Source organism: Rhizobium sp. Leaf384 (assembly GCF_001424065.1).
In the GTDB taxonomy this organism is placed as follows: domain Bacteria; phylum Pseudomonadota; class Alphaproteobacteria; order Rhizobiales; family Rhizobiaceae; genus Ferranicluibacter.
The window spans coordinates 16,047-41,167 of the sequence record NZ_LMQE01000005.1; the positions used below are offsets into that span (position 1 = coordinate 16,047).

Annotated in this window: 19 protein-coding genes; 6 read left to right on the plus strand and 13 right to left on the minus strand. The window is 61.3% G+C overall.

Features of this window, described 5'->3' with window-relative positions; all coding sequences use genetic code 11:
- Positions 1-48: 48 nt before the first annotated feature.
- The gene (locus tag ASG25_RS08580; RefSeq protein WP_062472574.1) at positions 49-771 is read right to left on the minus strand and encodes an SDR family oxidoreductase; all 723 of its coding nucleotides are present in this window, start codon (positions 769-771) and stop codon (positions 49-51) included.
- A gap of 130 nt (positions 772-901) precedes the next feature.
- On the opposite strand from ASG25_RS08580, the gene ASG25_RS08585 reads away from it, so the two are divergent.
- From ASG25_RS08585 to ASG25_RS08610, 5 genes are all read left to right on the plus strand, one after another.
- Positions 902-1,822: a LysR family transcriptional regulator gene (locus ASG25_RS08585; protein WP_062472576.1), complete on the plus strand. Its 921-nt coding sequence runs from the start codon at positions 902-904 to the stop codon at positions 1,820-1,822.
- A gap of 636 nt (positions 1,823-2,458) precedes the next feature.
- The gene (locus ASG25_RS08590) at positions 2,459-4,051 is read left to right on the plus strand and encodes a globin-coupled sensor protein (RefSeq protein WP_082480018.1); all 1,593 of its coding nucleotides are present in this window, start codon (positions 2,459-2,461) and stop codon (positions 4,049-4,051) included.
- A gap of 778 nt (positions 4,052-4,829) precedes the next feature.
- Complete coding sequence (locus ASG25_RS08600; protein WP_244475254.1) at positions 4,830-5,339, plus strand: molybdopterin-dependent oxidoreductase; 510 nt, start codon at positions 4,830-4,832, stop codon at positions 5,337-5,339.
- A complete protein-coding gene (locus ASG25_RS08605; protein ID WP_062472582.1) occupies positions 5,336-7,552 on the plus strand; it encodes an ATP-binding protein in 2,217 nt (738 codons plus the stop codon). Before ASG25_RS08600 ends, ASG25_RS08605 begins: the two co-directional genes overlap by 4 nt.
- A 13-nt stretch (positions 7,553-7,565) precedes the next feature.
- Positions 7,566-8,672, plus strand: coding sequence for an HD domain-containing phosphohydrolase (locus ASG25_RS08610; protein WP_062472584.1), 1,107 nt, complete (start codon positions 7,566-7,568; stop codon positions 8,670-8,672).
- Positions 8,673-9,133: 461 nt separating this feature from the next.
- Here ASG25_RS08610 and ugpC read toward each other — a convergent pair whose 3' ends face one another.
- The 5 genes from ugpC to ASG25_RS08635 all read right to left on the minus strand — a co-directional run bounded on the left by ugpC (position 9,134) and on the right by ASG25_RS08635 (position 14,844).
- Positions 9,134-10,210, minus strand: a complete 1,077-nt coding sequence (ugpC, locus tag ASG25_RS08615) for a sn-glycerol-3-phosphate ABC transporter ATP-binding protein UgpC (protein WP_062472586.1) — start codon at positions 10,208-10,210, stop codon at positions 9,134-9,136.
- A gap of 12 nt (positions 10,211-10,222) precedes the next feature.
- Positions 10,223-11,737 carry a DUF5060 domain-containing protein gene (locus tag ASG25_RS08620; RefSeq protein WP_062472588.1) on the minus strand — a complete coding sequence of 505 codons (1,515 nt, stop codon included), beginning with the start codon at positions 11,735-11,737 and terminating at the stop codon, positions 10,223-10,225.
- Between the two features lie 22 nt (positions 11,738-11,759).
- On the minus strand, positions 11,760-12,632 hold the full coding sequence (locus ASG25_RS08625) for a carbohydrate ABC transporter permease (RefSeq protein ID WP_062472589.1): 873 nt from the start codon (positions 12,630-12,632) through the stop codon (positions 11,760-11,762).
- A complete protein-coding gene (locus ASG25_RS08630; protein ID WP_062472592.1) occupies positions 12,629-13,528 on the minus strand; it encodes a sugar ABC transporter permease in 900 nt (299 codons plus the stop codon). Before ASG25_RS08630 ends, ASG25_RS08625 begins: the two co-directional genes overlap by 4 nt.
- A 110-nt stretch (positions 13,529-13,638) precedes the next feature.
- Positions 13,639-14,844, minus strand: a complete 1,206-nt coding sequence (locus tag ASG25_RS08635) for an extracellular solute-binding protein (protein ID WP_244479399.1) — start codon at positions 14,842-14,844, stop codon at positions 13,639-13,641.
- A 228-nt stretch (positions 14,845-15,072) separates the two neighbouring features.
- Between ASG25_RS08635 and ASG25_RS08640 the strand changes: the two genes are divergently transcribed.
- Entirely contained in the window at positions 15,073-16,275 is a 1,203-nt protein-coding gene (locus ASG25_RS08640) for an ROK family transcriptional regulator (protein WP_062472596.1), read from the plus strand.
- Between the two features lie 247 nt (positions 16,276-16,522).
- Here ASG25_RS08640 and ASG25_RS08645 read toward each other — a convergent pair whose 3' ends face one another.
- The 7 genes from ASG25_RS08645 to ASG25_RS08675 form a co-directional block, all read right to left on the minus strand.
- Positions 16,523-16,987 carry a chemotaxis protein CheW gene (locus ASG25_RS08645; RefSeq protein WP_156379892.1) on the minus strand — a complete coding sequence of 155 codons (465 nt, stop codon included), beginning with the start codon at positions 16,985-16,987 and terminating at the stop codon, positions 16,523-16,525.
- Positions 16,988-16,989: 2 nt separating this feature from the next.
- Complete coding sequence (locus ASG25_RS22185) at positions 16,990-18,885, minus strand: methyl-accepting chemotaxis protein (protein ID WP_244479349.1); 1,896 nt, start codon at positions 18,883-18,885, stop codon at positions 16,990-16,992.
- A 508-nt stretch (positions 18,886-19,393) separates the two neighbouring features.
- Positions 19,394-20,191 carry a prolyl oligopeptidase family serine peptidase gene (locus tag ASG25_RS08655; protein WP_244479350.1) on the minus strand — a complete coding sequence of 266 codons (798 nt, stop codon included), beginning with the start codon at positions 20,189-20,191 and terminating at the stop codon, positions 19,394-19,396.
- Positions 20,192-20,458: 267 nt separating this feature from the next.
- Positions 20,459-22,120, minus strand: coding sequence for a GMC family oxidoreductase (locus ASG25_RS08660; protein WP_062472598.1), 1,662 nt, complete (start codon positions 22,118-22,120; stop codon positions 20,459-20,461).
- Positions 22,121-22,197: 77 nt separating this feature from the next.
- Entirely contained in the window at positions 22,198-23,280 is a 1,083-nt protein-coding gene (locus tag ASG25_RS08665) for an ABC transporter ATP-binding protein (protein WP_062472600.1), read from the minus strand.
- 7 nt (positions 23,281-23,287) lie between these two features.
- Positions 23,288-24,172, minus strand: a complete 885-nt coding sequence (locus tag ASG25_RS08670; RefSeq protein ID WP_062472602.1) for a carbohydrate ABC transporter permease — start codon at positions 24,170-24,172, stop codon at positions 23,288-23,290.
- Positions 24,169-25,053: a sugar ABC transporter permease gene (locus tag ASG25_RS08675; RefSeq protein ID WP_062472604.1), complete on the minus strand. Its 885-nt coding sequence runs from the start codon at positions 25,051-25,053 to the stop codon at positions 24,169-24,171. Before ASG25_RS08675 ends, ASG25_RS08670 begins: the two co-directional genes overlap by 4 nt.
- Positions 25,054-25,121 lie beyond the last annotated feature (68 nt).

A 25,121-nucleotide genomic window follows, 5' to 3' on the forward strand; every position in this document is an offset into this window, starting at 1 on the left:
ACACCAAAGCCAAACTCCTACTGGACATCAAGCATGACATCTGCACGCTTACCAAGGAGCATGGCTTCTTTCGAAAAAGAACCCACCGGTTGGCCCTGAAGCATCCTGCCCTGCAAGCCAGACGATGGTATCCGCGGCCTGTTCGACGGTGCGATATCCGGAATGATTGTTGAAGTCGGTCTTCGTGTAACCGGGATCTGCCGCGTTGACCCTGATACCATCTCCTTCAAGGTCCTTGGCCAGGGACAGGGTGATTGCATTCAGCGCCGTCTTCGAGCTGTTGTACCCCAGTATGTTGACGGTATGGTAAGGATGCGCGGGATCGGAAAGCCATGTGAGCGAGCCCAGGCCGCTACTCACCATGATCACGTTGGCCTGACCGGAAGCCCGAAGCAGGGGCAGGAACGCCTGTGTCACCCGGATCGGGCCAAAAACATTGGTCTGGTAGACCGTTTCTATCTCGCGCACGCTCTGCTCGCTCGGTGCGGCGTAGCCGCCGGGAATGCCCGCATTGTTGATCAAGACGTCGAGCTTGCCATCGGCAGCCTGGACTGTGCGGACGGCGTTCCGAATACTGTCGTCATCCGTCACGTCGATCGCAATCGGCCGCGCATCAATGCCCTCAGACAAGAGTGTTTCCACCGCGCGCGTGCCTCGCCCGGCGTCTCGGCTGCCGAGCCAGATGCGATATCCGAGCCGACCCAGCTGGCGGGCGGTCTCGTAACCGATGCTCTTGTTCGCACCGGTGATCAGAACATTCTTGCCTGTCATATGATGTTTCCCATTCCGCATATCCGGCTCTCGTCTCGTTCTCCAACGGACCGGCTATTTCCTGTTGCGGACGATCCTATCACGCGGCGAATGTTTGATAAGCGATCCAGATCCACATAGTGTGATCGCCATGGCGAGCAATGAAGATCTGCCCTTGGACGACCTGTCCGTCTTTCTGTCGGTCTGCGAAACCGGCGGGTTCAGGAGAACCGCGAAGCAGCTTGGCCTGTCGCCGTCGACCGTCAGTGAGAGGATTGCCTCACTGGAGACGCGACTGGCCGTGCCGCTTCTCATCCGGACCACGCGCAGCGTCAATCTGACGGAGGCCGGGCAGACGCTGGCTTCCCGGCTGTCGCCATTGATGCGAGAAGCACGGGCCGCGCTGCAGGATGTTGCGAGTTCGAAGGGTCAGGTCAGAGGCCAGCTGAAGCTGAATGTCACGGGCGCCGTCATGGTTGACATCCTGCCGCCGTTGATCGATCGCTTCCTCAACCGCTTTCCGGAGGTCAAGCTCGAGCTTGTGGTGGAGGACAGGCTTGTTGACGTCATTGCGGCTGGTTGCGACGCCGGGATCCGCTACGGCGAACATCTGGCCAAGGATATGATCGCTGTCCCGATCGGGCCGCGATATCAGCGATTGGCCCTCGCGGCGTCCCCAGGATACCTCGACGCGCGAGGGGCGCCTGTGCATCCGAATGATTTGCTCAACCATGACTGCATCCGGTTTCGCTTCTCAAGCGGCGCGCTGACGGCATGGGAGTTCGAACGCGGTGAGCAGTCCGTCACGGTCGATCCTCCTGCACGTCTGACAATCGGCGTGAATGCCGCACCCGCTGCCATTGAGCTCGCATCCGCGGGTCACGGGATTATCTGCACCTTCGAGAACTGGCTTCGCCCAGCGCTTGAAGCCGGGGCTCTCAAACCGGTTCTGCCCGAATGGTGGACCCGGTTCGAGGGGCCGCGGCTCTACTTCTCCAGCAGGCTGATGTCCGCTCCTCTCAGGGCCTTCGTCGATCTGTTGGGGGAAGAGAGGCGTAGCGACAGGGTCTGACTCCGTCGCGTTGATGTCGAACCTGCGATGCATGAACCAGACAGGCCTGCAGACCCTTGGGTCGAGCTCGCCCATGAATGGGCCTTTGATAAGGTCCGGATACGTGATCACACCTCACGTCTGTCCGTTCTCCTCAGTGGACCCGGATACGGTCGATCTTTGCCCGTTGGCGTTGCGCGACCGCAGACGCGCTCCTGTCCAGTATTGGTAGCATTGGTTGGACAGGAAATGTCGGCCGCCTCGGCAATCTCATCGGTTTTGCCGCTCACCTTCTTGAAGGGGCGAACCTGCACGACGGCTGCGAGGATCCTTGAACAGCACCAACATCCGCGCTCATATCAAGTCTAGGGGTGCGCGATTATCTTTGGATTAAGGTTCGTCGGGCACTTAATTGTTCGAGGAGGCTGGCTCAGGCAATGTGCTCTCCTCGGCTTTCATCCAAAGACTAAGTTCGCAATCGCTGACGCTCGGCATCAGAATTAACGCGATATTAGTAAGTTAACCCTAAAACTTATGCATCCTTCAGTTGCGGTTGTAACGGGTCTCCAATGATTGGGGGTGGGTCGGGACGCATCACCGTCCCATATCCGCGATGCGATCCGTGTCGCGTCGGTGGCCATTTGAGAGAGACCCGCTATGAGCGCCAACGGAAATGCCGCAGTCCAACTGAAAGAACGCCTCGACTTTGTCGAGCTTAAAGAGGTTCACAAGCGCTCGCTTGCGGCTCTCGCGCCGACCATCGCCCTCTCTCTCGACGGTGCACTGGACGATTTCTATGCCAAGGCGACAGCCCATCCGGAAACCGCCAAGTTCTTTTCCAGCGATGCTCATGTCGCCCATGCCAAAGGGCGGCAGGTCCGGCACTGGGAAACGATAGCCTCAGCGAAATTCGACGAAGCTTATGTCGATGGCGTGACCATGGTCGGGCGCGTTCATGCACGATTGGGCCTCGAACCTCGTTGGTACATCGGGGGCTATGCCCTGATGCTGGAGGGGATCATACGGGCGGTCGTGTCGGAGGAGTTGAAGGGATACTTCGTAAGAGGGAAGGCGAAGAAACTGGCAGACGACATCAGCGTGGTTGTGAAAGCCGCCTTGGTCGACATGGACTACGCCATCTCCGTTTATCTCGAGGTTCTCGCCGAGCAACGGACAGCTGCCGAAAATGCAAGGACGGCAATCAAGAACGACCAAGACACGGCGATGTCCGTCTTGGAGGAATCTCTTGCCAAATTGTCGGAAGGCGATCTTACCGTCGCGCTTGAACGGACGCTGGCGCCCGAGTTCGAGGGTCTGAAATCCGACTTCAACGCCTCGGTCTCAAGCCTCAACGGCGCGATGCGGCAGATCGGTCAGTCCGTCAATCTCGTTTCGGCGCAATCGCACGAGATAGCCGATGCGACGAACGAGATGGCCAAGCGCACCGAGCAGCAGGCGGCCGCGCTTGAGGAAACCGCGGCGGCTCTCGAGCAGATCAGCACGATATCGAAACAGGCGCAGACCCGAACTGCGGAAATCCAGGACATCATCGCCAAGTCAGCAATCGGTGCGGCAAAGTCCGGCGAGGTCGTTGAACAGGCCGTAAACGCGATGAGCGAGATCGAGATCTCGTCGCAGCAAATGACCCAGATCATCGGCACGATCGACGAGATTGCGTTTCAAACCAATCTCCTGGCGCTGAACGCAGGCGTCGAGGCCGCGAGAGCCGGTGACCAGGGCAAAGGGTTCGCGGTCGTGGCCCAGGAAGTCCGCGAACTCGCGCAACGGTCTGCCGGTGCCGCGAAGGAAATCAAGCTGCTCATCGGAAAGTCTTCCGAAGACGTCAACCGGGGCGTCGTCCTGGTCAATTCCACCGGGCGCGCTCTGAAGGAAATCGGAGATCAGGTGCGCATGATCAATGACTTCATGACCCAGATCGCCAGCTCTTCGAAAGAACAGGCTTCCGGGATTGCCGAAATCAACGCTGCCGTGACGAGTCTCGACCAGATCACCCAGCAGAACGCAGCGATGTCCGAAGAATCGTCCGCCGCCACGCAGAAGCTCTCGGCAGAGGCGGTAAGCCTTTCCGAACTCGTCAGCAGCTTTAGGGTTCAAAAGGATCAGTTCCTCCGATCGACCTCCTCCAACAGGACGCCCGTAGCGTCGCCCGCTCGGGCGTTGCAGGACACGATCAAACGTCGTGCCGCGGGCGTCGGGGCGCGGATGAAGGAAAGCTGGGAAGACGTCTGACGGGAACCTTGCCGACGAGTTAGAGTCCTGGAGAGGGGCGATGGGCATGACCATGCCCAGGCGTATCGAGATGCTGATCACACAGAACCGGAGGCCGGGTCAGGGCAGACAGCGCTGACCTGCGTGCCTAGGCCTCGCGGCCCATGTCGCGTTCCTCTCCGCGGCACGGACCGTCACGCTTGAGCGACCCAACAGTGGACACGTGGACGGGAACGGGCGTCGCAGCGCCCTTCGGGAACGCGCATCCGGCTTGAAAATGCGCATCCAGCCGCATTCCGTCGACGATCGAGACCTCGGCGAGCCTGTCGGACGGATGCCGCATGTCTCGACGTCGATGGTCCAGCCCCGAGCTTCACCACACCAGGCAAGACCACACAGCGGGCCGAAGGGTTCTTTCCGTCGCCGCTCATTGCCGACGGCTTGACCTCATGGCCATGTTTGAAACGGAAGACAGGCGGCGCTTACCGAGCGTCGACCTTCTTGCAACAGCGCGCAAACCGTTGAAGACGGACATTGCGATCGTTTCGTCAATTGCTTCGTAACCATTAGCTCACATATGTTCCCGCCTTTGGCGTCCCCCGGACAGTCTATTAAGGCCTCGTTAAAGTCTCTCCCCATAATTTGCGGTGTCCGTATCGAACGACCAATTCGGCATGATGCCGATCCAGGCTACGCGGCCTCGCGTTTGCGACCGAACGCCACCGGACACTGGCTTGCGGCATTGTCCGCCCCACCGTCCTGCCGCTCGTAACGGCATGTGTTATCTATGGAGAATGCGTTGAAGACGTCCAGTTTCGTGGCGGCACTTTCGGTCGCCGCTACTCTTTTGTCGTGTCCTGCGTTTGCGCTCGACAATCCGACGGGCGAAGTCGTGCTCACTGTTCGCGCGGCCAAGCTTGACCACGCCAACGTCGATGGAACGGCCCAGTTCGACTTGCCCATGCTCGAAGCTCTGGTCGGCCGGAAAGCCGTGATGGAGACACCCTGGACCAAGGGCAAGGTCGAATTTTCCGGACCCCTGCTGAGATCGGTTCTCGATGCGGCAGGCGCGCACGGCCAGAAGATCAAGCTCACGGCGCTGAACGACTATGCAGCCGACGTGCCTGCCGAAGACGCAAGCGAACTCGACACGATGCTCGCGACACGCATGGACGGCAAGCGCATGTCGGTCCGTGAAAAGGGGCCTCTTTTCCTGGTCTACCCCTTCGATAAGGATGCGTCGCTCCTCAATGAAAAGTACTTCTCGCGCTCGGTCTGGCAGATCAAGGACATCGAGGTCTCGGAGTGATCCCGTCGTCCCAGCAGAGCGGTGATGTGATCCGGCGCGCCGGCAAGGCCACGATGGTCTTGCAGGCGTTCGCCGTCGCTCTCCTGCTGGGGCTCGTCATGCTGTTCACCGACTTGTCGCAGAAGTACTCCGCACTGCAGGACGGCATAAGGGAGAACGCCCTCTGGTCCGTCTACCAGCTCGACCGCGAGGCGCGGAGACTACACGAGACCGTCCATGTCATGCTTGCGGAGGGGGCGTTCACGGAGCCCCGGATCAAGGCCCTGTCCACCCGCTTCGACATCCTCTATTCGCGAATGGACATCCTCGACAAGACGTCGTTCAACGACGGCTTCCGAAACGATGGCGACGTGTCGGCCGGCGTGTCCGCGATCCGTCGCGCCGTTTCGAACCAAACCCCGCTGTTCGATAGAATATCCGGTGGCGCGCAGGTTGATGCTGCGGACCTCAAAGGCGCGGACCAGGAGTTCGAAGCCCTTATCAAGCACACGGAAGAACTCCTCACTTATTCGAACAACACGGTCAGCGTCGAGCGAGCAGAGGCAAGAGACGCCGTTCTTGGCCTTCAGTGGAAGTCGGCAGGTGTCGTTGCGCTGCTCGTCTGCTGCGTCGGCGTCCTCATCTTCACGCTCAGAAGACAGTTGAATTCGGTCCGTCTAGCTGGACTTACACTTGAGGATATCTCCAACAAGCTGAAAGAGTCCTACATGGCGGCCGAGGCGGGGAACCGCGCGAAGTCGCAGTTCATGGCGACCATGGGCCACGAGATCAGAACGCCTCTCAACGCCATCCTCGGCACCGCGGAACTGCTGGAACTGTCGAACCTGCCGCCGACGGTTGCACCGGGGGTCCAGACGATCCGGCGATCCGGGCAGGCTCTGCTCGAGATCATCAACGAGATCCTCGATTTCTCGAAGATCGAGCATGGTCGTCTCAACATCGAGATCCGGGCGATAGACGTCGCATCGATCGTCGGCGGAGCCGTCGACATGCTCCGGGACCGCGCGACGGAACATGGAACCCGTATCCATCTCGATCTGCCCGAATGCCTGGAAACGCCTGTCGTCATGTCGGATCCGACCCGCCTACGACAGGTTCTCCTGAACCTGCTGAGCAACGCCATCAAGTTCACCGAGGAAGGATCGGTCACCCTCAGGCTGACGGAAACGAGGAATGCAGAAGCCCAGGACAGCATGCGCTTCGAGATCATCGACACCGGCATCGGCATCGACAAGGAGAACATCGACCGCCTCTTTCAGCCTTTCTCGCAGGGCGATGCGACGATTAGCCGGCGCTACGGAGGTACAGGGCTCGGCCTGACCATCAGCCGCCAGATCGTCGAGGCGCTGGGTGGTCAGATCGGGGTTGAAAGCCGAAAAGGCGAGGGGAGCACGTTCTGGTTCGAAATACCGCGCAACCCGGCCGACCCGCTCGCATTGCCAGCAACGGATGAGACGCAGGAGCGCACGGGACCTGTCCCCTCGCTGGACATTCTTCTGGTGGAGGACAACCTCGTCAACCAGCAGGTCGCGGCAGGCTTTCTGAAACACCTGGGTCAGAAGGTCGCGATCGCGTCCGACGGCCTTGAGGCCGTCGAGATGGCGGCTCGGCACCGTTACGACCTCATCCTGATGGACATGCAGATGCCAAGGATGGACGGGATCGAAGCGACACGGCGCATCAGGTCAGCCGAAGAGGATGGGCGAGCCGTTCCGATCGTGGCGATGACGGCGAACGCTTCCGATGACGATTGCCGCCTTTGCCATGAGGCCGGAATGAGCGCGTTCCAGTCGAAGCCTGTGACCATGAGACAGCTACGCACGGTCATTCTTTCGATCACCGGAAAAGATACGGCCCTGCCGCAACATGCTGCCGATGCCGACGCGCCGGTCACCGTGTCCGGTCCCGACCACGCATTTGAGAAGCGCCGGGCGGAGATCATCGAGGTGCTCGGGCCGGACGCTTTCGACGAACTGCTGGGAAGCTTCTTCGATGATGCTTCACAGTTGTTGTCCGAACTGCACGCCGCGCTTTCCGGAAATGGAGGAAACGTCGATCGTATCCTCCATACGCTGAAAGGCGCCGCCAGCAGCGTTGGCCTGCAGGCCGTTGCCGACAGGTCGCAGCAACTGCGGGACAATGCCGTCGGCGACGCCGACCTTGCCGAACTTCATGGAACCATAGCCGATAGCCGACGGCACCTAGCCGCATGAGGGATTACGACGGATGCGCATACTTCTCGTCGACGACAACAGGACGAACCTTGCTTTCCTCACGAAGCTCGTTGAACGCATTCCCGACTGTGTTGCCGTCCCCTTCGGACTGCCCGAGGACGTTCTCGCATGCGCGTCCGATCTGGACTACGACATTGCAGTCATCGACTACCAGATGCCCGGCTTCACGGGGGCCGAGCTCTTGGTCGAGCTGATGCGCTTCGAAAAACACCGGGACAGTTTGGTCGTGATCGTTACGTCCGACACCGATGCCGCGACCAGAATGACGGCGCTGAACGCGGGCGCGATCGACTTCCTGACGAAACCCGTCAATCCGCTGGAGTTCCAGGCAAGGATCAAGAACCTGATGGCGCTCGTCGACGCGCGCAACAAGCTTGCCGACAAGGCGGAGTGGCTGAGGATAGAAGTCGACAAGGCGGTCAGGGAGATACGCGAGCGCGAGGAGGAGATCATCGATCGCCTGACCATCGCGGCCAGCTACAAGGATTTGGAAACCGCGCGGCACACCCGTCGGGTCGGACTGTATTCCGAAGCCATCGCCGTCTGCATGGGTCTTTCGCCGCGTGATTGCTCCGATATCCGGCTTGCATCTCCGATGCACGATATTGGAAAGGTCGCCATCCCGGATGCCGTGCTCCTCAAGAAGGGCAAGTTCACCGAGGACGAGTTCATCACCATGCAGCGCCACACCGTCGTCGGCTGGAACATCCTGCGGGAGTCGAAATCCAGTCTGCTCCGGCTCGCGGCCGAGATCGCCGGCAGCCATCATGAGCGCTGGGACGGCACGGGCTATCCCCACGGAATCGCGGGCAACAGGATCCCGATCTCCGGACGTATCGTCGCGATTGCCGACAACTTCGACGCCCTCACGACCGAAAGGCCATACAAGGCCGCATGGACCGTGGAGCGCACTGTCGAGCACATCCGGTCGAAGGCTGGAACCCAGTTCGATGCGACCTGCGTCGAGGCCTTCGAAAGAGCGCTTCCGCGCATACTGGCGATCATGGAAAGCGACCTTGCCGATAGCGGCGGGCCAGCCGGCGAGAGGGATTTCCTCCCGCAAAGTTCGTTTCCCATGATGCGTCTTCAGTCAGCGTGAGCGCATGGGCCCAACCTCGCGATATCGTGGTCGAAGGGGGTTCTCTCTACCCAATGCGGGCGAAGCGACATCGTCGCGCACACCGCCTCAACACCATGGCATTCGTCGGTTCAATAGTGGTCGGGCACCAAGGCGCACATCCTTCCCGGCGGACTGCGCTCGACTGTGCAGAGAAGCGATGATCTCTCATCGACCGCCGCCGACGTGCGCTCGGGGTCAAGCCCGCTGCGAGCTGCTGCGGCGTGCCCCGTCGGCATGTCATGAGGCCATTGCTGAGCCAATCGACGCGGATCGCCTGTCGACCCGCGCCCGGTACAAAATGTCCACGAAGGTCGCGCGACGTCTCGTGTCGAGCGCGAAACTCTGACTTTACGGCATGCGCAAGGTCTGGCGAAAGTTGCAGCGAGGAGTTTCAGATATCGCTCGGCGCGCGCAACCGCTCGTCGTAGCCCTTTGGAATCTCATGAAAATGATGGCAACCGCTCCTTCGTTTCCTTGTCGAACACATGCAGCGGCGCTGTCCCCAGTGAAAGGTGAACCTGTTCGCCGGGGACCAGTGCGATGCGGGACCTCAGGACAACGGTGATCTCCTGCGAGCCGAGCCGGACAGCAAGGTGGGTTTCCGAGCCTGTCGGCTCCACCACGAGCACCTCGGCCGGTATGCCGCCGGTGTCGGCGATGCCGATCTCCTCTGGACGGATGCCGGCGATGACCGATTGTCCTGCGGCACAACGAAGGCCCGCTGGAAGCGGCACGCGGCCGGCGCCGTTCAGTTCGAGGAAGGCGCCGTCTTCGCCGACGATGACGCCGTCGAGGAAGTTCATGGCGGGCGACCCGAGGAAGCCAGCGACGAAGACGTTCTTCGGATGGTCGTAGAGATCGAGCGGCGTTCCGATCTGCTCGATATGACCACCTTGCATGACGACGATCTTGTCGGCCATCGTCATGGCTTCGATCTGGTCATGGGTGACGTAGACGATCGTCGTCTTCAGGCGGTGATGCAGCGCTTTGATCTCCGCGCGCATTTTGACGCGCAGCTTGGCATCAAGGTTTGAGAGCGGCTCGTCGAACAGGAAAACCTTGGGATCGCGCACGATGGCGCGACCCATGGCGACGCGCTGGCGCTGACCACCTGAAAGCTGAGCCGGCTTCCGGTCGAGAAGCGTCTCGAGACCAAGGATTCCCGCGGCATGATCCACCTTGCGCTTGATCTCGTCCTTGCCGGCGCCCGCCAACTCCAGCGCGAAGCCCATGTTCTGCGCCACCGTCATCTGGGGATAGAGCGCATAGTTCTGGAAAACCATCGCGATATCTCGGTCTTTCGGTTCCACTCCGTTCACGACGCGCCCGTCAATGCTGATCGTACCGCCGGTGATCGTCTCCAGACCGGCCACCATTCGCAGCAGTGTCGATTTCCCACAGCCCGAGGGGCCGACGAGAATGACGAACTCGCCGTCCGCGATGTCGATATCGACACCGTGGAGGACAGGATGGGCGCCATAGGATTTTCGGACGTCGCGGATCTGAACGGTCGACATTCCATGTTCCTCCTAGCGCTTCGGCCGCACGCGGATGGCGAGGTTCGGCTTGCCCGGCAGTTTCACGGCGAAAGCGGCATCCGGACGGCGCGGGCGGAGCGACGCGCCATGCCGGGTCGGATGGTTGGCTGGGGCATCGACGATCGTGGCGGGCGTCACCGTCATTTCCCACGTATCGATCACGTCAACGTCATAGTCTCCAGCCTCCTGCGGCAGGCCCGGCGCCCAGATGACGGGCTGGTGCTCGCCGAGATAGATATAGGTGACGTCACCATCGGTGGCGCCGGACACGCGGCTCCATGGCCAGTTCGCCTCGCGCGCGATCGGCGTCAGGCCGTCTTTCACTTCCTCCTGCAGGAGATCGCGCAGGAAGCCGATCCGCTTCCAGGCCTCCCCGTGCAGCACGCCCCCCTTTGCCCACCAGAGGATGTCGTCGGGATGCATGAAGGTTTCGCCATGACCCGCATAGCCGCCGCGCAGCAGGGTAATCCAGTAACGATGGACCAGTTCGCGGGCGGAAATATTGCCCCAGGACAGCATGATGTCGCCCTCATACTCCGGCTCATCGTTGACGACCGGCTTCCCGTAGGTCTCCCGCCATTCCTGCGTGCGCTTCACGTCCCAGTTCTGGATGCAGACGTGGCTGACCCAGGGGCGGCGATGATCGTAATTCGCGTTGACGTCGCCGTTATGGATCGACTTCAGGTGATGATAGGGATCATTCTCCTCGATGATCTGGAAGTAGCGGTCCCATTGGCCCATTGGCTTGGTGTCGAGGAGGAAGTCATACTCGTTGGCAAGCGACCACCAGACATTGCGATACGCAGCGAGGCGTGCGGTGAGATAGGCGACGTAGCGATAGTCCTGCTCGGCGCTCATGTCGCAATATCCCCAGCGGTCATAGGGATGGAAGATGATGATGTCGGCTTCGATGCCGAGATCGCCCAGCGCTTTCACCTGATTTTCGAAGTGTCGGAAACTTTCGGGGTTGGGCCGGTCGAAATCGAGTTCCCCGTCTGCGTCGCGCTCATAGACGTCATGGAGCGGCTCGTTGATATTGAACGGGTAATCCTTTGGGAAAACGCCCATCCGCATCTTATTGAAGCGCGCCTGTTTTAAGGTTTCCAGCGTCCGGGCCTGCAGGTCCAGAGGTTGATGCGTCCAGGCATAGCAGGTCGTGCCGAACGATAGGAACGGCGTGCCGTCGGCATGGGCGAAGTGAAACCTGTTGGCGACCTGAACGGGTCCGTGGACGTCGGGTCGCGCCGGTCCGGCAAGGAAGCTGCCGGATTGGCCGTCGAGTTCGGGTGCCGAAGAGCGCGTCACATACGTCCATTCGCCCTCGTTGTCGGGCATGAAGCGGACCTTGTAGACGCCATCGCCGTCATAGAAGCCGGGCACCCGCACGCGACGACTCTTCTGACTGAAGTCGGCCTCGAGTTCGACCTCGATGAACGGATTGCCGGAGGAGGGCCCCGTCAGGCTGGTTTCGAAGATGTCCCATTTGGCGATGCTGTTGTCGGTCATATCATGCGTCCTTGATGGAGATTCAGCCCTTCACCGCGCCGGACGTCAGTCCGGAAACGAAGTAGCGCTGGAAGATGAGGTAGACGATGGCGGCAGGAAGCACCGTCATCACGATGGCGGCGTTGAGCTGGCCGTAGTCCCTCGAGAATTGTCCTTGGAAAGCCGAAAGGCCGAGGGGAAGGGTCCACATGTCGCGGTCCTGCAGAAGGACGAGCGCCATGGCAAACTCGTTCCATGTGGACACGAAGTCGAGGATGAGCAAGGCGGCCAGCACGGGCAGGGAAACCGGCAGGAAGATCCGTCGGAAGATCGTGAAATGCGAAGCGCCGTCGATGCGTGCCGCCTCGCTCAGTTCCTTCGGGATACCCCGGAAGAAGCTCTGCAGGATGAAGACCTGATAGGGAATGCCGAAGGCAAGGTAAGGCAGGATGACGCCGGGATAGGTGTCGATCAGGTGCAGGCGGTTCACCAGCGTGAAGAGCGGTGCGAGCATCACCTGGAAGGGGATCATCGTGCCGAAGAGAATGACCAGAAGCAGCATCTTGCGACCCGTGAACGGGATTTTCGCGAAGGCATAGGCAGCCATGGACGAGAGAAACAGACCAAGGGGTACCTTGATGACGGTGATGATGACGCTGTTGAAGAACGTCGTGTTGAAGCGACCACGGTCCCAGGCGCCGGTGTAGTTGGCGAATTTCGGATCGACGGGCGGGGCAAAGGCACTGGACGCCATCACCGCGGCATTGGACTTCAGAGAGGTGAAGATGATGAAGACGAAGGGTGCGACCCAGATGAGCGCGACCAGAACGAGCGTCGCCCACAGCGCCACCAGCACCCAGTCCCGCTGGGGCTTTTGCAGTGTATTGTCGTACGGAGAGGCTGCCGTCGGTGTCATTGCTCGGTCTCCTCGGAGTTTCGCGTCCAGCGCAGATAGGGGATGACGACGCATAGGGTGATGAGCAGGAGGACGACGGAGATGGCGCTGCCGCGACCGAAGTCGAAGATCTGCATCGACTGGGTGAAAGCCCAGAGCGCCAGCATCTGCGTCGACTGCGCCGGCCCGCCGCCGGTCAGGCCGTAGATGATATCGAACGCCTTCAGTGAAGAGATGATGGCCAGCACGAGGACGATGGTGATCGTCGGCTTTAGCGCCGGAAAGGTCACGTGACGAAACACGCGCCAGCGTCCGGCGCCATCGATGCGGGCCGCCTCGATCAGCGTCTTGCTGACGCCCTGCAATCCGGCGAGAAAGAGCACCATGGAAAAACCGACCGTCTGCCAGAGATAGGCGACGAATGCGGAGTAGAGCGCGATGTTGCGGTTTCCGAGCCAGTCCTGGATCCAGGTCTGGAGACCGAGAGAGGTCAGGACCTGCCCAAACAGGCCAAAGAACGGGTCGTACATCCAGCGCCACATGGTGGCGACCGCAATGGGCGCGATGATGACGGGAAGATAGAAGATCGCCCGCAGGCCGTTACGGCCGAAGATCGGCTGGTTGACCCCGAGGGCCAGCATCAGCCCGACCAGCGGGGGAAAGATCGTCGACAGGATCGTCCAGATGACGGTGTTGCGGAACGCGCCCCAGAACACCGGATCCTTGGTAAAGATGTCGACGTAATTGTTGAGGCCGACGAACTCCTTGTGGGCGTCAAGGCCGTTCCACCGCTGGAAGCTCAGGGCCACCACGTCCACCATGGGATAAATCGCAAACAGGACGTAGATGATGAAAGCCGGAGCGATCAGCATTGCCGCCTGGGTGCGCTGGTCGGAGAACAGGGATCTGGACGTCATGAGACACTCCATGCGAGGCAGGCTCTACGGCGCGGCAAGTCCGACGCGGGCGATGGATGCAGAGGGTAGAGGGCCGGCCCTTGCTCAGGGCCGGCGCAGGCAACCGGCAATCAGCGCCGGTTGTCGATGAAGGCCTGAAGCTGGCCGCCGGCATCCGCCGCCGCCATGTTGCCGCTCGCCACTTCGTTGATGACCCGGAAATACTCCGTCGTTACGTCGAGCGGAAAGGCCTGGTCGCCGTTCATGTAGACCTGCGTATAGGTGTTGAAGATGTCGACCCATTTCTGGTCGAGAGGACGCAGGTCCTTGTAGGTGACGTTCTTGTTGATGGAGGTGGTGCTGAACTGCCCGAGGCTTGCCTGCTGCACCGGTGTCGACATGAAATAGTCGAGGAACTTGGCCGCGGTGTCGGGGTTTTTGCTCTTGCTGCTGATGTAGTGATACTCGGCAAAACCGTAGAGTCGGTTGGTACCGGTGGGAACGGGGAAAACGTCGTAGTCGTCGAGGTTTCCGGCCTCTGCGAGCTGCTGCACCAGCCAGTCGCCTTCCAGCATCATCGCCGCCCGACCACCGACGAAGAGATTGAAGGACTGGGCATTGTCGATGCCCATGAAGGGGCTGAGAATGTAGTTCTTGCTCCACCGGTCGAGCTCGGTGAAGGATGCCGCAGCGCAAGGCTCGGTTTTCCAGCTCGTCTTCATGTTCATCAGCGCATCATGCTTTTCGATGCCGCATTTGGACTCCAGGATCACGTCCATCAGGCGCATGAGATGCCAATTGACCGTGCCGCCGAAGGTGATGGCGGGGATGCCGGCAGCTTTGAGCTTTTCTGCAGCCGCGACCAGTTCGTCATAGGTTTTCGGCGCTTCGGTGATGCCGGCCTGCGTGAACAGGGCCTTGTTGTAGTAGAGCGCCTCGCCCTTGAACGTGAAGGGCACGCCCTGCCGTCCGCCCTCGTAGATCTTGGAGAAGGACGCGGCGGCGGGCACCAGCTCCTCGTCCCACTTGTACTGCGCATAATATTTGTCGAGCGGAAGGCTGAGGCCCGCCTTGATGTACTCGCCACCCAGGCCGAGACCGGCCCAGCTGAAGAAGATATCGGGTCCGCGATCCGATCCTGCGGCAACGCGCAGGGCCGTCTTGTGATCGTCGACGCCGCGCGTGACGATCTCGACGTTGACGCCGGGGTTTGCGGCCTCGAAGTCGGAGGCTATTTTCTGCATGGCGGCATTCGATGCCTCAGAGCTGAAATTCAGCGTCCACAGTGTGATATCCTCCGCAGACGCCGCGGTGCCCATCGCAAGTGCTGCGAGCATCGTGCCGGTCCGAAGTGTTTTCGTGATCAAGCGCATGGTGTCCTCCCTGTGTGTTTTCCTCATCCTCGCTGCTTTTTAGACTGGCGGAGCGTCCGTTTGTCAATATGAATTCTGTCAGCCATGACAAAAGTCCGACGATATGGCGATTGTCGGCGCGCCAGTTCTGTCGTAGATGACGTCGTCGGACGCATGGAAAAACGCGAGAATGGGCGAGGGGACGGACGCGATATGGCCAATATGATCAGCGGCGGACTGCGAGGCCTTCTCGACGAGCGTCAGGTCGATACGCCTGTCGCGCGCGTCGTGCGTGCGCTCAGCGGTCACGGCGCGGTCAGTGCTGCCCAGATCGCTCGTACGACCGGTCTCGCGCGCTCCACCGTCTCCACGATCCTTGCCGATCTCCGGCGATCGAGCCTGGTCGTCGAGGTAGAGACGCGCAGCCCAGGCCTCGGTCGTCCCGCGCTTGCCCATTCTCTCAATCCGGAAGCGGGCACCTGTCTCGGCGTTCTGCTCGGACGCAACGAATTGCGGGTGGTTCTGGCGGATGTCGCCCACAACATCGTGGCCGATGTGGCGATCCCGCTCGAGCGCGATTACAAGCCGGAAAAAGCAACGCGGACTGCGAAGCAGACGATCGACAACATCTACAAAGAGCACAGTCTGCCGTATTCCGGGCTATTGGGCGTCGGGTTCGCGGTGTCAGCGCCTATCGCGTCCAGCGGACGCATCATGCGCGGCTCGCAGCTTCCGGGCTGGCAGGGGGTCGATCTGCGTGCAACCTTCGAGCCTGTTCTGCAGAAGCCGATCTTCGCCGACAACGAAAGCAACTGCGCGGCCCTTGCCGAGATGATGTGGGGGGCTGCCGCAGGGTTTGAGAATTTCGTGCTCTTCAAGCTCGATCTCGGCATCGGCGGCGCCATCGTCGCCAACGGCAAGGTTCTCACCGGTGCGGCCGGCACGGCGGGAGAATTCGGCCACATGGTGCTCGATCCTCGGGGGGATCTCTGCACCTGCGGCAACCGTGGTTGTATGGAGCTTTCCTGCAGCGGCGCTGCTGTTCTCGGCATCGCCGAGCGCCGCCTCGCCCGCAGTCTCGGGATGGCGGAGTTCGTGAAGATGGCGCAGGCCGGCGACCTTGGCTTCCAGCGCCTGCTGGAGGATGCGGGCGAGGCGGCAGGCCGCGGGCTTGCAACGGTCGGAACCATTCTCAACCCCGGCCTTTTCGTCATCAGCGGCGGAATGGCGACAGCGGGTGAAATGCTCCTTGCTCCCATCCGCGCAGCCTACAACCGGCACACCTTGGTCAAGGCAGGAGACGGAGAGGGCGCCAACCCCGCGTTTGTCACCGGCCGCTTCCTTGACAACGACAACTGCATGGGCGCTGTCGGACTGGTCCTCCGCCATCACGGGCGACTGACGAGAGCGGTGTAACGCCGTGTGACATGGAGGCGGAAGGCCGACCCACTTTCATCGAGACGGTTAGATCTGCATGTCTCGCCGCGCTTACGACGCCGGGCCCTTTCCTGCGGCAGCGTCGCGGGCGAGGGGAGAGACATCGCTGGCTGGCCGGCGATCTCGCGCCGGCTCTCCGAGAGTGCCTCTGCTGGAGAAGCAAAGGTCCGGGCCTCACCGTATCTGCCGGAGGTTTGCTCGGCGCGAGATGATATCGATGGCTGACCTACGCCGCTGCCATCAATTCGGCCTCGCTCCGGTTGAACATCCGCTCCAGGTTCAGAAAGCAAATCATCCCGCTTGCCTGCGCGATGATGCCTTCGGAAAAGGTCGTGGCGTTCGACGAGGTCACGTCGGGGACCGGTTGCAGCAAGCTTGTTGGCACCATCAGGATATCGGATACGCGATCCACAAGGAGGCCCATGACCATTCCATGAACCTCCGTCACGACAATGGCGCTCCGTTCGGTCGGCTCCGTACTGCGCATTCCCAGTTTGAGCGCGAGGTTGATGACGGGAATAACGGTTCCCCGGAGGTTCATGACGCCGAGCACCTCGGCAGGCGCCTGTGGGATCGGTGTCGCCGGAGCCCATCCGCGGATCTCGCGGATCGTGATGGTCCGGACACAGAATTCCTGATCGTGAAGTCGAAAGGCGATAATCTCGAGCATATCAGTAGTTGCCATTGTCATGATCAGAACTCCTCCCAGCTTTCCTTGACAGCCGCGTTTCCGGCTGCGGCCTTAACGCCCTTTCGCATCGGCAATGCCGCTGCCGGAGCGCTCGGGCGGGCGCTCTGCTGGGTCGCACCCATGGCGGCGGCCATGTGACGCAGTGTGGCGGGCTGTGCACCGAGGCCACCGAGGTTGAACTGGCCGATCAGGTGGCGGAGCTTGCCACTTTCATCGGCAAGGGTTGCACCAGCCGCGCTTGTTTCCTCGACCATGGCCGCGTTTTGCTGGGTCACCTGGTCCATCTGGTTGACGGCGGTGTTCACTTCGCCAAGCCCGACAGACTGCTCGCGGGCGGATGTCGCGATGGAATCCATATGCTGGTTGATCGTGACGATGTAGCTTTCGATCGTCTGCAGGGCCTGGCCGGTTTCGCTGACAAGCTTCACACCGTTCTGGACCTCGACGGACGAATTGCGGATCAGCTCCTTGATCTCCTTCGCCGCCTTGGCCGAGCGCTGTGCAAGCTCGCGGACTTCCTGCGCGACCACGGCAAACCCCTTGCCGGCGTCTCCTGCCCGCGCGGCTTCGACACCGGCGTTCAAGGCAAGCAGGTTGGTCTGGAACGCAATCTCGTCGATGACGCCGATGATGTTGGAGACTTCGCTGGAGGATGTCTCGATCTTCCCCATCGCCTCGACGGCTTTGGCCACCACCCGTCCGGATTCGCTGGCGCTGGCATTCGCCTGGAGCGCGACGGAACGCGCTTCGTCGGCTCGTTTGGATGAGTTCGAGACATTGACGGTGATCTGATCGAGTGCCGCAGCCGTTTCCTCCAGAGACGCCGCCTGCTGTTCCGTCCGCTTCGACAGATCGTCGGCGCCGCGGCTGATCTCCTGGCTGCCGCTGTCGATGGAGCCCGTGGCTTGAGCAACCGAACGCAGCGTGTTTGCAAGCTGTTCGACGGCACCGTTCAGGTCATGACGCAGGGCCTCGAAGTCGGGAGCAAAGGGTTCATTCAGCTGGAAGGACAGATCCCCGGCAGCGAGGCGCTGGAGCCCTCGTGCAAGACCGGCGGTCGCTTCTGTAAGACGGACCTGTGCGGCGGCTTCTGCTTCGGCGGTGAGGCGGATCCGATCGGCTTCGGCCTGCTGTCTTGCGGCTTCCGCTTCTGCCTCCAACTGCCGGTTGGCGATCGCGGACTGACGAAAGACCTCGACGGCCTGCGCCATGTCGCCAACCTCGTCCCTGCGGCCGCGGCCGGGCACCTCGTTCGACGTGTCTCCGCCGGCCAGACGCTCCATGAAGGACGTCATGCGCCGGATGGGCTTGGCAATCGAAACGATGAGCAGCGTCGCGCAGATCAGCGCGAGGACAAGGCTTGCGGCTGAAGCCATCAACAGCGTCGCATAGGAGGTGGCAACAGCCGCATCCTGCGCTGCGAGGGCGGTTACGAGCCGGGCTTGCGCAACGTCGGTCATCTCCCCCGCTTTGGCTCTCATCGCATCCATCGAGGCCTTGCCGGCGCCGCTCGACTCCAGCGCCCGTGCGTCCGCCTGTGTGGTCTTCTGCTGCATCAGCTTGATCTCGGCCTCTGCAACGTCATTGCGCCATTTCGACGCCAGGCCGACGAAGGCATCCAGTCTGGCGACCTGATCCGCGCTGTTGATCCATTCCGTGCGCAGAGCACGCTGTTGATCCTCGAGACGGGTCTGTCCGGACCGATAGGGGGCAAGAAAGTCTTCGTTCCCGGAAACGAGATAGCCGCGGATCCCCGTTTCCTGGTCGATCATGGATGCCATCAACGCATCGATGCCGCGCATGATGCGGGAGCGCTTCAGGGCGTCGTTTGTGGCGTCATCGCCTATGCCGACCTGCAACCAGTTGAAGGCGGCGGTCGAGAGCATCGTGATGAACAAGACAAAAAATGCCGCGAAAAATTTCGTACTTATCTTCCAAGAATTCATGTTTATGGGCCCGTTCCTGCAGATCAATCGAATGGCTTGTCAGCGGAAAATGCTTCGGCACGTTTGAAGCGAGAACAGAAATTCCCCTGTGCGGCCAAGGTGTGCGATCGGCCTTTAATCTTGATTAAAATCGCAATAGTAGAAGTAACGAGTGCAAAATGACGCAAGTGTAAAATAAGATATATAAAGAGAGAGGCTGTCATGTATTATTATCAGAAAACCAGATGACTTTGGCCCAAAACCCGCCGTTTCGTGGTGGTGGCGGTGCCGGCGAGGTGGTCGGCGTCGTCCGACGCTCCGCCCCGGTGCTCTCGTCCTCACACCGGTCGAGCGTCAACCATCGATCAGTCTATCGGGTGCGTCGATCAGACCCTGAGGTGCGAGGAGATGCGCGTGCCGATCGTTTCGATGGGAGCACGGTTTTCCGCAAGATCGAAGGTGCGGCTCGCCAGCGTCCCGTTCATTTCCAGCGGTCGTGCAGGAACTGGGCTGCTTCCCTTGCCTCGTCCGATGAAATCGTGTGGCCCACGTCGGGAAACGTCTTCAGCGTGACATCGTATCCCGCTGCCGCGAGCTGTCGCTTTGCCGCGACCGAGGCTATGGGCGGTATCGTTCTATCTGCGGCGCCATGCATCAGCAGGATCGGGGTCTGCGTAGAAGACGCGGTGGGTGGAAGGGCCAACAGGCCTGCAAAACTTACGACAGCGCCAACCTTCCAGCGCCCCGTGGTCACCGCGTCAAGGGCCATGATGGCACCCTGAGAAACACCGACGAAGGCCACCCTTTCCAGCGCGTTATCGAAACCCTCCCGTTTGACGATCCCGGAAACGAGGTCGTCGAAAGCCCGGCGGGCATCCCGGATACGGTCGGGCTTCATGACCTGGTCATCGACGGGGAACCACTGGCGGCCGCCTGACCTGTGCGGCGACGGTGCGTCGGGCGCCACAAACCTGGTGTTCGGCAATGTCGCCGTCCACGAATGGCCGATCACGGACATGACCGCCCCGCGACCGCCAATTCCATGAAACAGGATGACGAGCCGATCGCGCCGCTCCGGCCGCGCGGGAGCGACGTCGGCCACCTCGTGGCTTTGGCCACCCTTCGCCCCCACCTTGTCGACCACGCCCATGGCTTCCGGGGTCGGTCGGAGACGAGTGTTGGCGGCCGAGGTCGCATTGGAGAGCAAGAAGGCTGACAGCGCAACGAAGGCAAAGACAGCGACCGAATGAGACGAAGCGGCGATACTGGATGTGGTCATGGATTTTCCCGGATGCCTCCGCGAAACCAGATCGGCGTGATATTCGTTCCGCCCTCCCAAAAAATGCCGCGACCGCTGACGGGATGACCGTCCGCACAATCGGGAAGGCGCAAAGCGAGGCCCGGCGTGAAGGCCCTTGGCGCAGACCGGAGTGGGGCCGGTCGGCGCGTGTAACGCCTCGCGGGGAAAGGTTGCCGCGACATTCGCCACGGGCGGCCAGTTTCCGCGGGCGCGGCAACCGGTGTTCGAGAGGTCGCTGGCCGACCGTCACGCGGCCGTGAAAGCGCCTTGCCTGTATTGCTGTGCGAGATGTCTGCAGGCGCGCAGGGTCAACGCCATCACGGTCAGCGTCGTGCCGGAGATGCCGCTTCCCGGGAAGGCGCTGGCATCGGTGACGATCAGGTTGGGTGCATCCCAAAGCTGGTTGTACGGATTGAGAACCGCTGCCTCGGGCGTCTCGCCCATCCGGGCGCCGCCGGTCTCGTGAATCGCCGCGCCCATGCACATGGTCTTCTTGAACCATGTGCGGAACATCCATCGGCTAAAGGCGCTGGCGTCGGGAAAGGCGCCTCTTCCGATTTCCTTCAGCCCGGTCGGCGAGCCGATGAATTCCAGATCGCCGCCGACGCCCTGAACCATCGCTATCAAGCTTTCCTCCTGGCGTTTGAGCAGCGCATGTTCTTCGTCCTGCATGACGCAGCGGATATGCGGGACGGGGATCTTCCAGGCGTCCGTGCGTCTGGCATCGAGCGTGATTCGGTTGTCGGCATAGGGCAGCATCCGGCCGAAACCAAAAAAGGCGAGCCGGGATGCCTCCTGATCCGATGCAGGCGCGCGCCCCACGCTGCCCTGATAGTTGAAATCACCACGGTCCGGATCCGCTCCGCCGAAACGCGGAATGAAGATGCCGCCGGAGGGGTTGTAAAACGGGTCGATGGGGGCAGACTCGTCGATGGCCCAGCCCTTTGCCCCGGCGAAGGAGCCAAAGGCAAGGCATGGCACCTGGTCCATGAAGTAGCGGCCAAGTCCGCCGGAGCTGTTGCCAAGTCCATCCGCATGTCGGCCGGAGGCAGAATTCAGGAGAAGGCGGACGCTTTCGATGGGGGATGCCGCAAGGACGACCATGGCGGCCTGGGCCGTTGACACGGCACCCGTCGCGCTGTCGATGAATTCGGCACCGGTTGCGCGGCCGCTCTTGTCATCGGTGGTGATGCGCCGCACGACGGCGTTGTACCTTACCGTGAGATTGCCGCTCGCGAGGGCTTCCCGCAGCGGTTTCGGGATCCGTGCGGCATCCGGTGCGATATAGCGCCAAGACACCACGTGCCGGTTTTGCCAACGGCTCTCGATCGCGTGCTTGAAGGTCTGTTCCGCCGGCGTCAGACTGGCGCGCTTGGCATAAACGCCGTCCGGCAGGGTGGAGACATCGTCCTTGTTTCCGTAGAGCCCGAGATAGCTTTCGACCTCCGCGTAAAGCGGCGCTATCTCCGCATAGGAGATCGGCCAGTCAACGCCCTTTCCCGTTCTCGCATGAATCTTGAAGTCGTCGTCGGTCCAGCGCAGCAACACGCGCCCGAAGCTGTGCAGCCGTCCGCCGCTCTGGCGGCCACGGATCCAGAGGAAGGGTTCATGTTTCGGTGTTGTATAGGGGTTCTTGCGGTCGTTGACGAAGAAGTGGCTGAAGCGCTCGGTGAAGAAAGCCGCGCGGGCCTGGATGGGTTGTCCCTTCACAGTGGCGCGGGCGCGCTCCCAGATGTTGATGCTGCTTGTCGGGGGTTTCTTGCGCTCAGGATCGAAAGCCTCCGGGCCGACCTCCGCGCCGGCTTCCAGAAGAAGCACCGACAATCCCTGTGCCGTCAGCTCCTTGACCGCGAACGAGCCCGCGGCACCAGAGCCGATGACCAGTGCGTCATATCGTTTGTCCGTCATGTCGGCTCACATCCTGTCTTGAAGCAATAACGGGAGAAATCCTCCCGGGTCTCGCGAAAGACCACATGCCGTTTGCGCTAAAGTCGCGATCCCTCGGCCCCGAAGAGCGATGCCTTTGTCATGTCGAGGCCGGGTGCAAGCGCGTCGCCGGGCTTCAGCGTGACATCGCCCATCAGACGAAGCGAAAGGGTTTGGTCGAACCAGTCGAACCAGAGGACCGCCTCCGACCCCATCGGCTCCACGACAGAGACGTGTCCGGAAAGAGTGGGCAGCCCACGGGCGATGCCGTCGAGCACGAGATGGTCCGGCCGGAAGCCGAGGGTTGCCGGTCCCGCCGCAGGAGGCGTCTCGAAGCCGTAGTTACCGAGATCCGCGCGCAGTCCCTTGCTCTCGAACGTGATCGAACCCCCGTCGGTGTTGATGCGGCCTTCGATGAAGTTCATCGCCGGGGCACCGATGAAGGCGGCGACGAACAGATTGGCGGGCCGGTGATAGATCTCCGCAGGCGAGGCCAACTGCTGGATGACGCCGTCGCGCATGATCGCGATGCGATCGGCCAGGGTCAGCGCTTCGACCTGATCATGGGTCACGTAGATCATGGTGTTGCCGAGACGCTGGTGCAGCTTCTTGATCTCGACGCGGAGCTCGTTGCGGAGCTTTGCGTCCAGATTGGACAACGGCTCGTCGAAGAGGAACACATCGACCTCTCGAACCAGCGCGCGCCCAATGGCCACGCGCTGACGCTGCCCGCCGGAAAGTTCGGCTGGGCGCCGATCCAGCAGCGTGTCGAGGTGAAGAAGGGCAGCGATCCGCGAGACCCGCGCCTCGATCTCCAGCTTCGGCAGTCCCGCGACGCGCAGGCCGAAGGAAAGGTTCTTGCGCACGGACATGCGGGGATAAAGCGCATAGGATTGGAACACCATGCCGATCCCGCGATCCTTCGGCTCTTCCCAGGTGACATTCTTGCCGGAAATCCAGACTTCGCCGGCGGTGATGTTCTGGAGGCCGGCAATCGCGTTCAGGAGCGTGGACTTGCCGCAACCCGAAGGGCCGAGCAAAACGAGAAACTCCTTTGGCGCGATGTCGATCGACATCTCCTCGATGACGGTCTGGTTGCCATAGGCGATCTTGAGGTTGTTGATGGAAATAGCGGACTGCATGGCGGCATTATCCCTTTACGGCCCCTGCGGCGATGCCTCTGACGAACCAGCGACCGGACAGGAAATAGATGGCGAGCGGAACGAGCGCGGTGAGGATCGTTGCGGCCATGTTGACGTTGTAGGTGCGCTCGCCCATCGTCGTGTTGACGATGTTGTTGAGTTGAACCGTCATCGGCAGGTTGTCGCGGCCGGCAAAGACAAGGCCCAGCAGGAAGTCGTTCCAGATGCCGGTGAATTGCAGCATGGACACGACGGCTACCATCGGCACAGCCAGCGGCAGCATGATTTCAAAGAAGATGCGCCAGAAGCCGGCACCATCGACACGGGCTGCCTTGCACAATTCTTCGGGAACGCTGACGAAATAGTTGCGGAACAGCAACGTCACCAGCGGCAGGCCGAAGATGACATGGACAAGGATGATGCCGGCGAAGGAGTTATAGAGACCGACCGTCGCGAGTGCCCGGACCATCGGATAGAGATAGATCTGATAGGGAATGAGACCGCCGGCCAGGAGAAGGCCGAACAGCAGGTGAGCTCCGCGCGGACGCCAGAGCGACAGGGCGTAGCCATTGACGGCACCCATGAAGACCGACAGTGCGACCGATGGCAGGGTGATCGCAACGGAATTCCAGAAGCCGTTGCGAATGCCGACGCAGACGGTGCCCATGCACGCACCGGACCAGGCTGTGACCCAGGCGGACACATCGAGCTTCGCCGGGAGGGCGAAGATCTGTCCGAGGCGGATCTCGTCCATGGTTTTCAGCGATGTGACGACCATGATGTAGAGCGGCAGCGTGAAGAAGAGGACGGCAACGAGGAGGAAAACATAGAGCCCGACGCGGCCGACGGTGATGTGTGCCGGCATCGGGCCGTTGGGGCTTCGCGGGCTCATCCGCGCGCTCCGGTGCTTTTGCGGCGCAGGAACATCGCGTACCGGAACGGAGCGACGATGGCGATCACGCCGAGGACGAGGACCGTTGCCCCCGCGGTGGCCAGGCCGAGGTTCTGGCGCCCGAAGAGATTGTCCATGATGAACTTGGCCGGCACCTCCGTCGCATTGCCGGGACCACCATTGGTCATGGCGACGACGATATCGTAGGTCTTGATCACCCCCATGCCGAGCAGCAGGCCGGCAGCGGCAAGCGCCGGACCCAGTTGCGGCAGGATGATCGAGACATAGATGCGCCAGACGGGAATGCCGTCGATCCTGGCCGCTTTCCATTGTTCGGCCTCGATGCCGCGCATGCCGGCCAGCACGATCACCATGACAAGACCCGCACCCTGCCAGACGCCGGCCAGAACCAGGGCATAGATCGCCATGTCGCGGTTCACCGCCCAGTCGAGAACGAAGCTTTCCCAGCCGAGGGCGCGCACGCTGGCCTGGATGCCGAGCGTCGGATTCAGCATCCATTGCCAGATGAGCCCGGTTACGACGAACGACATCGCGTAGGGATACAGAAAGAGCGTGCGGAAGACGCTTTCAAAGCGGATTTTGCGATCGAGGGCTGCTGCCAGCAGAAAGCCCAGCAGAAGACACCCGCCGACGTAGAGAAGACCGAAGACCAGGACATTGTGCAGCGAGGCGAGCCACTTGGCCGAGGAAAACAGTTTTGCGTACTGGGCAAGGCCGACATAGTCCGACGAGGGAAAGATCGTTGAACCCGTGAAGGAGAGATGGATCGACCACGCCATGGTGCCGATGAAGACCACCACCGCCACGAGCCAGGTCGGCAGAAGGGCGAGGGTCGCTGACAGGTTGGGCTTGCGTTTCATGGGCGTCGCCAGTTCGTTGCGGGATAGGCGGCAGTCATCGCACCCCCCTTTGTCAGGAGCGGCGTGGA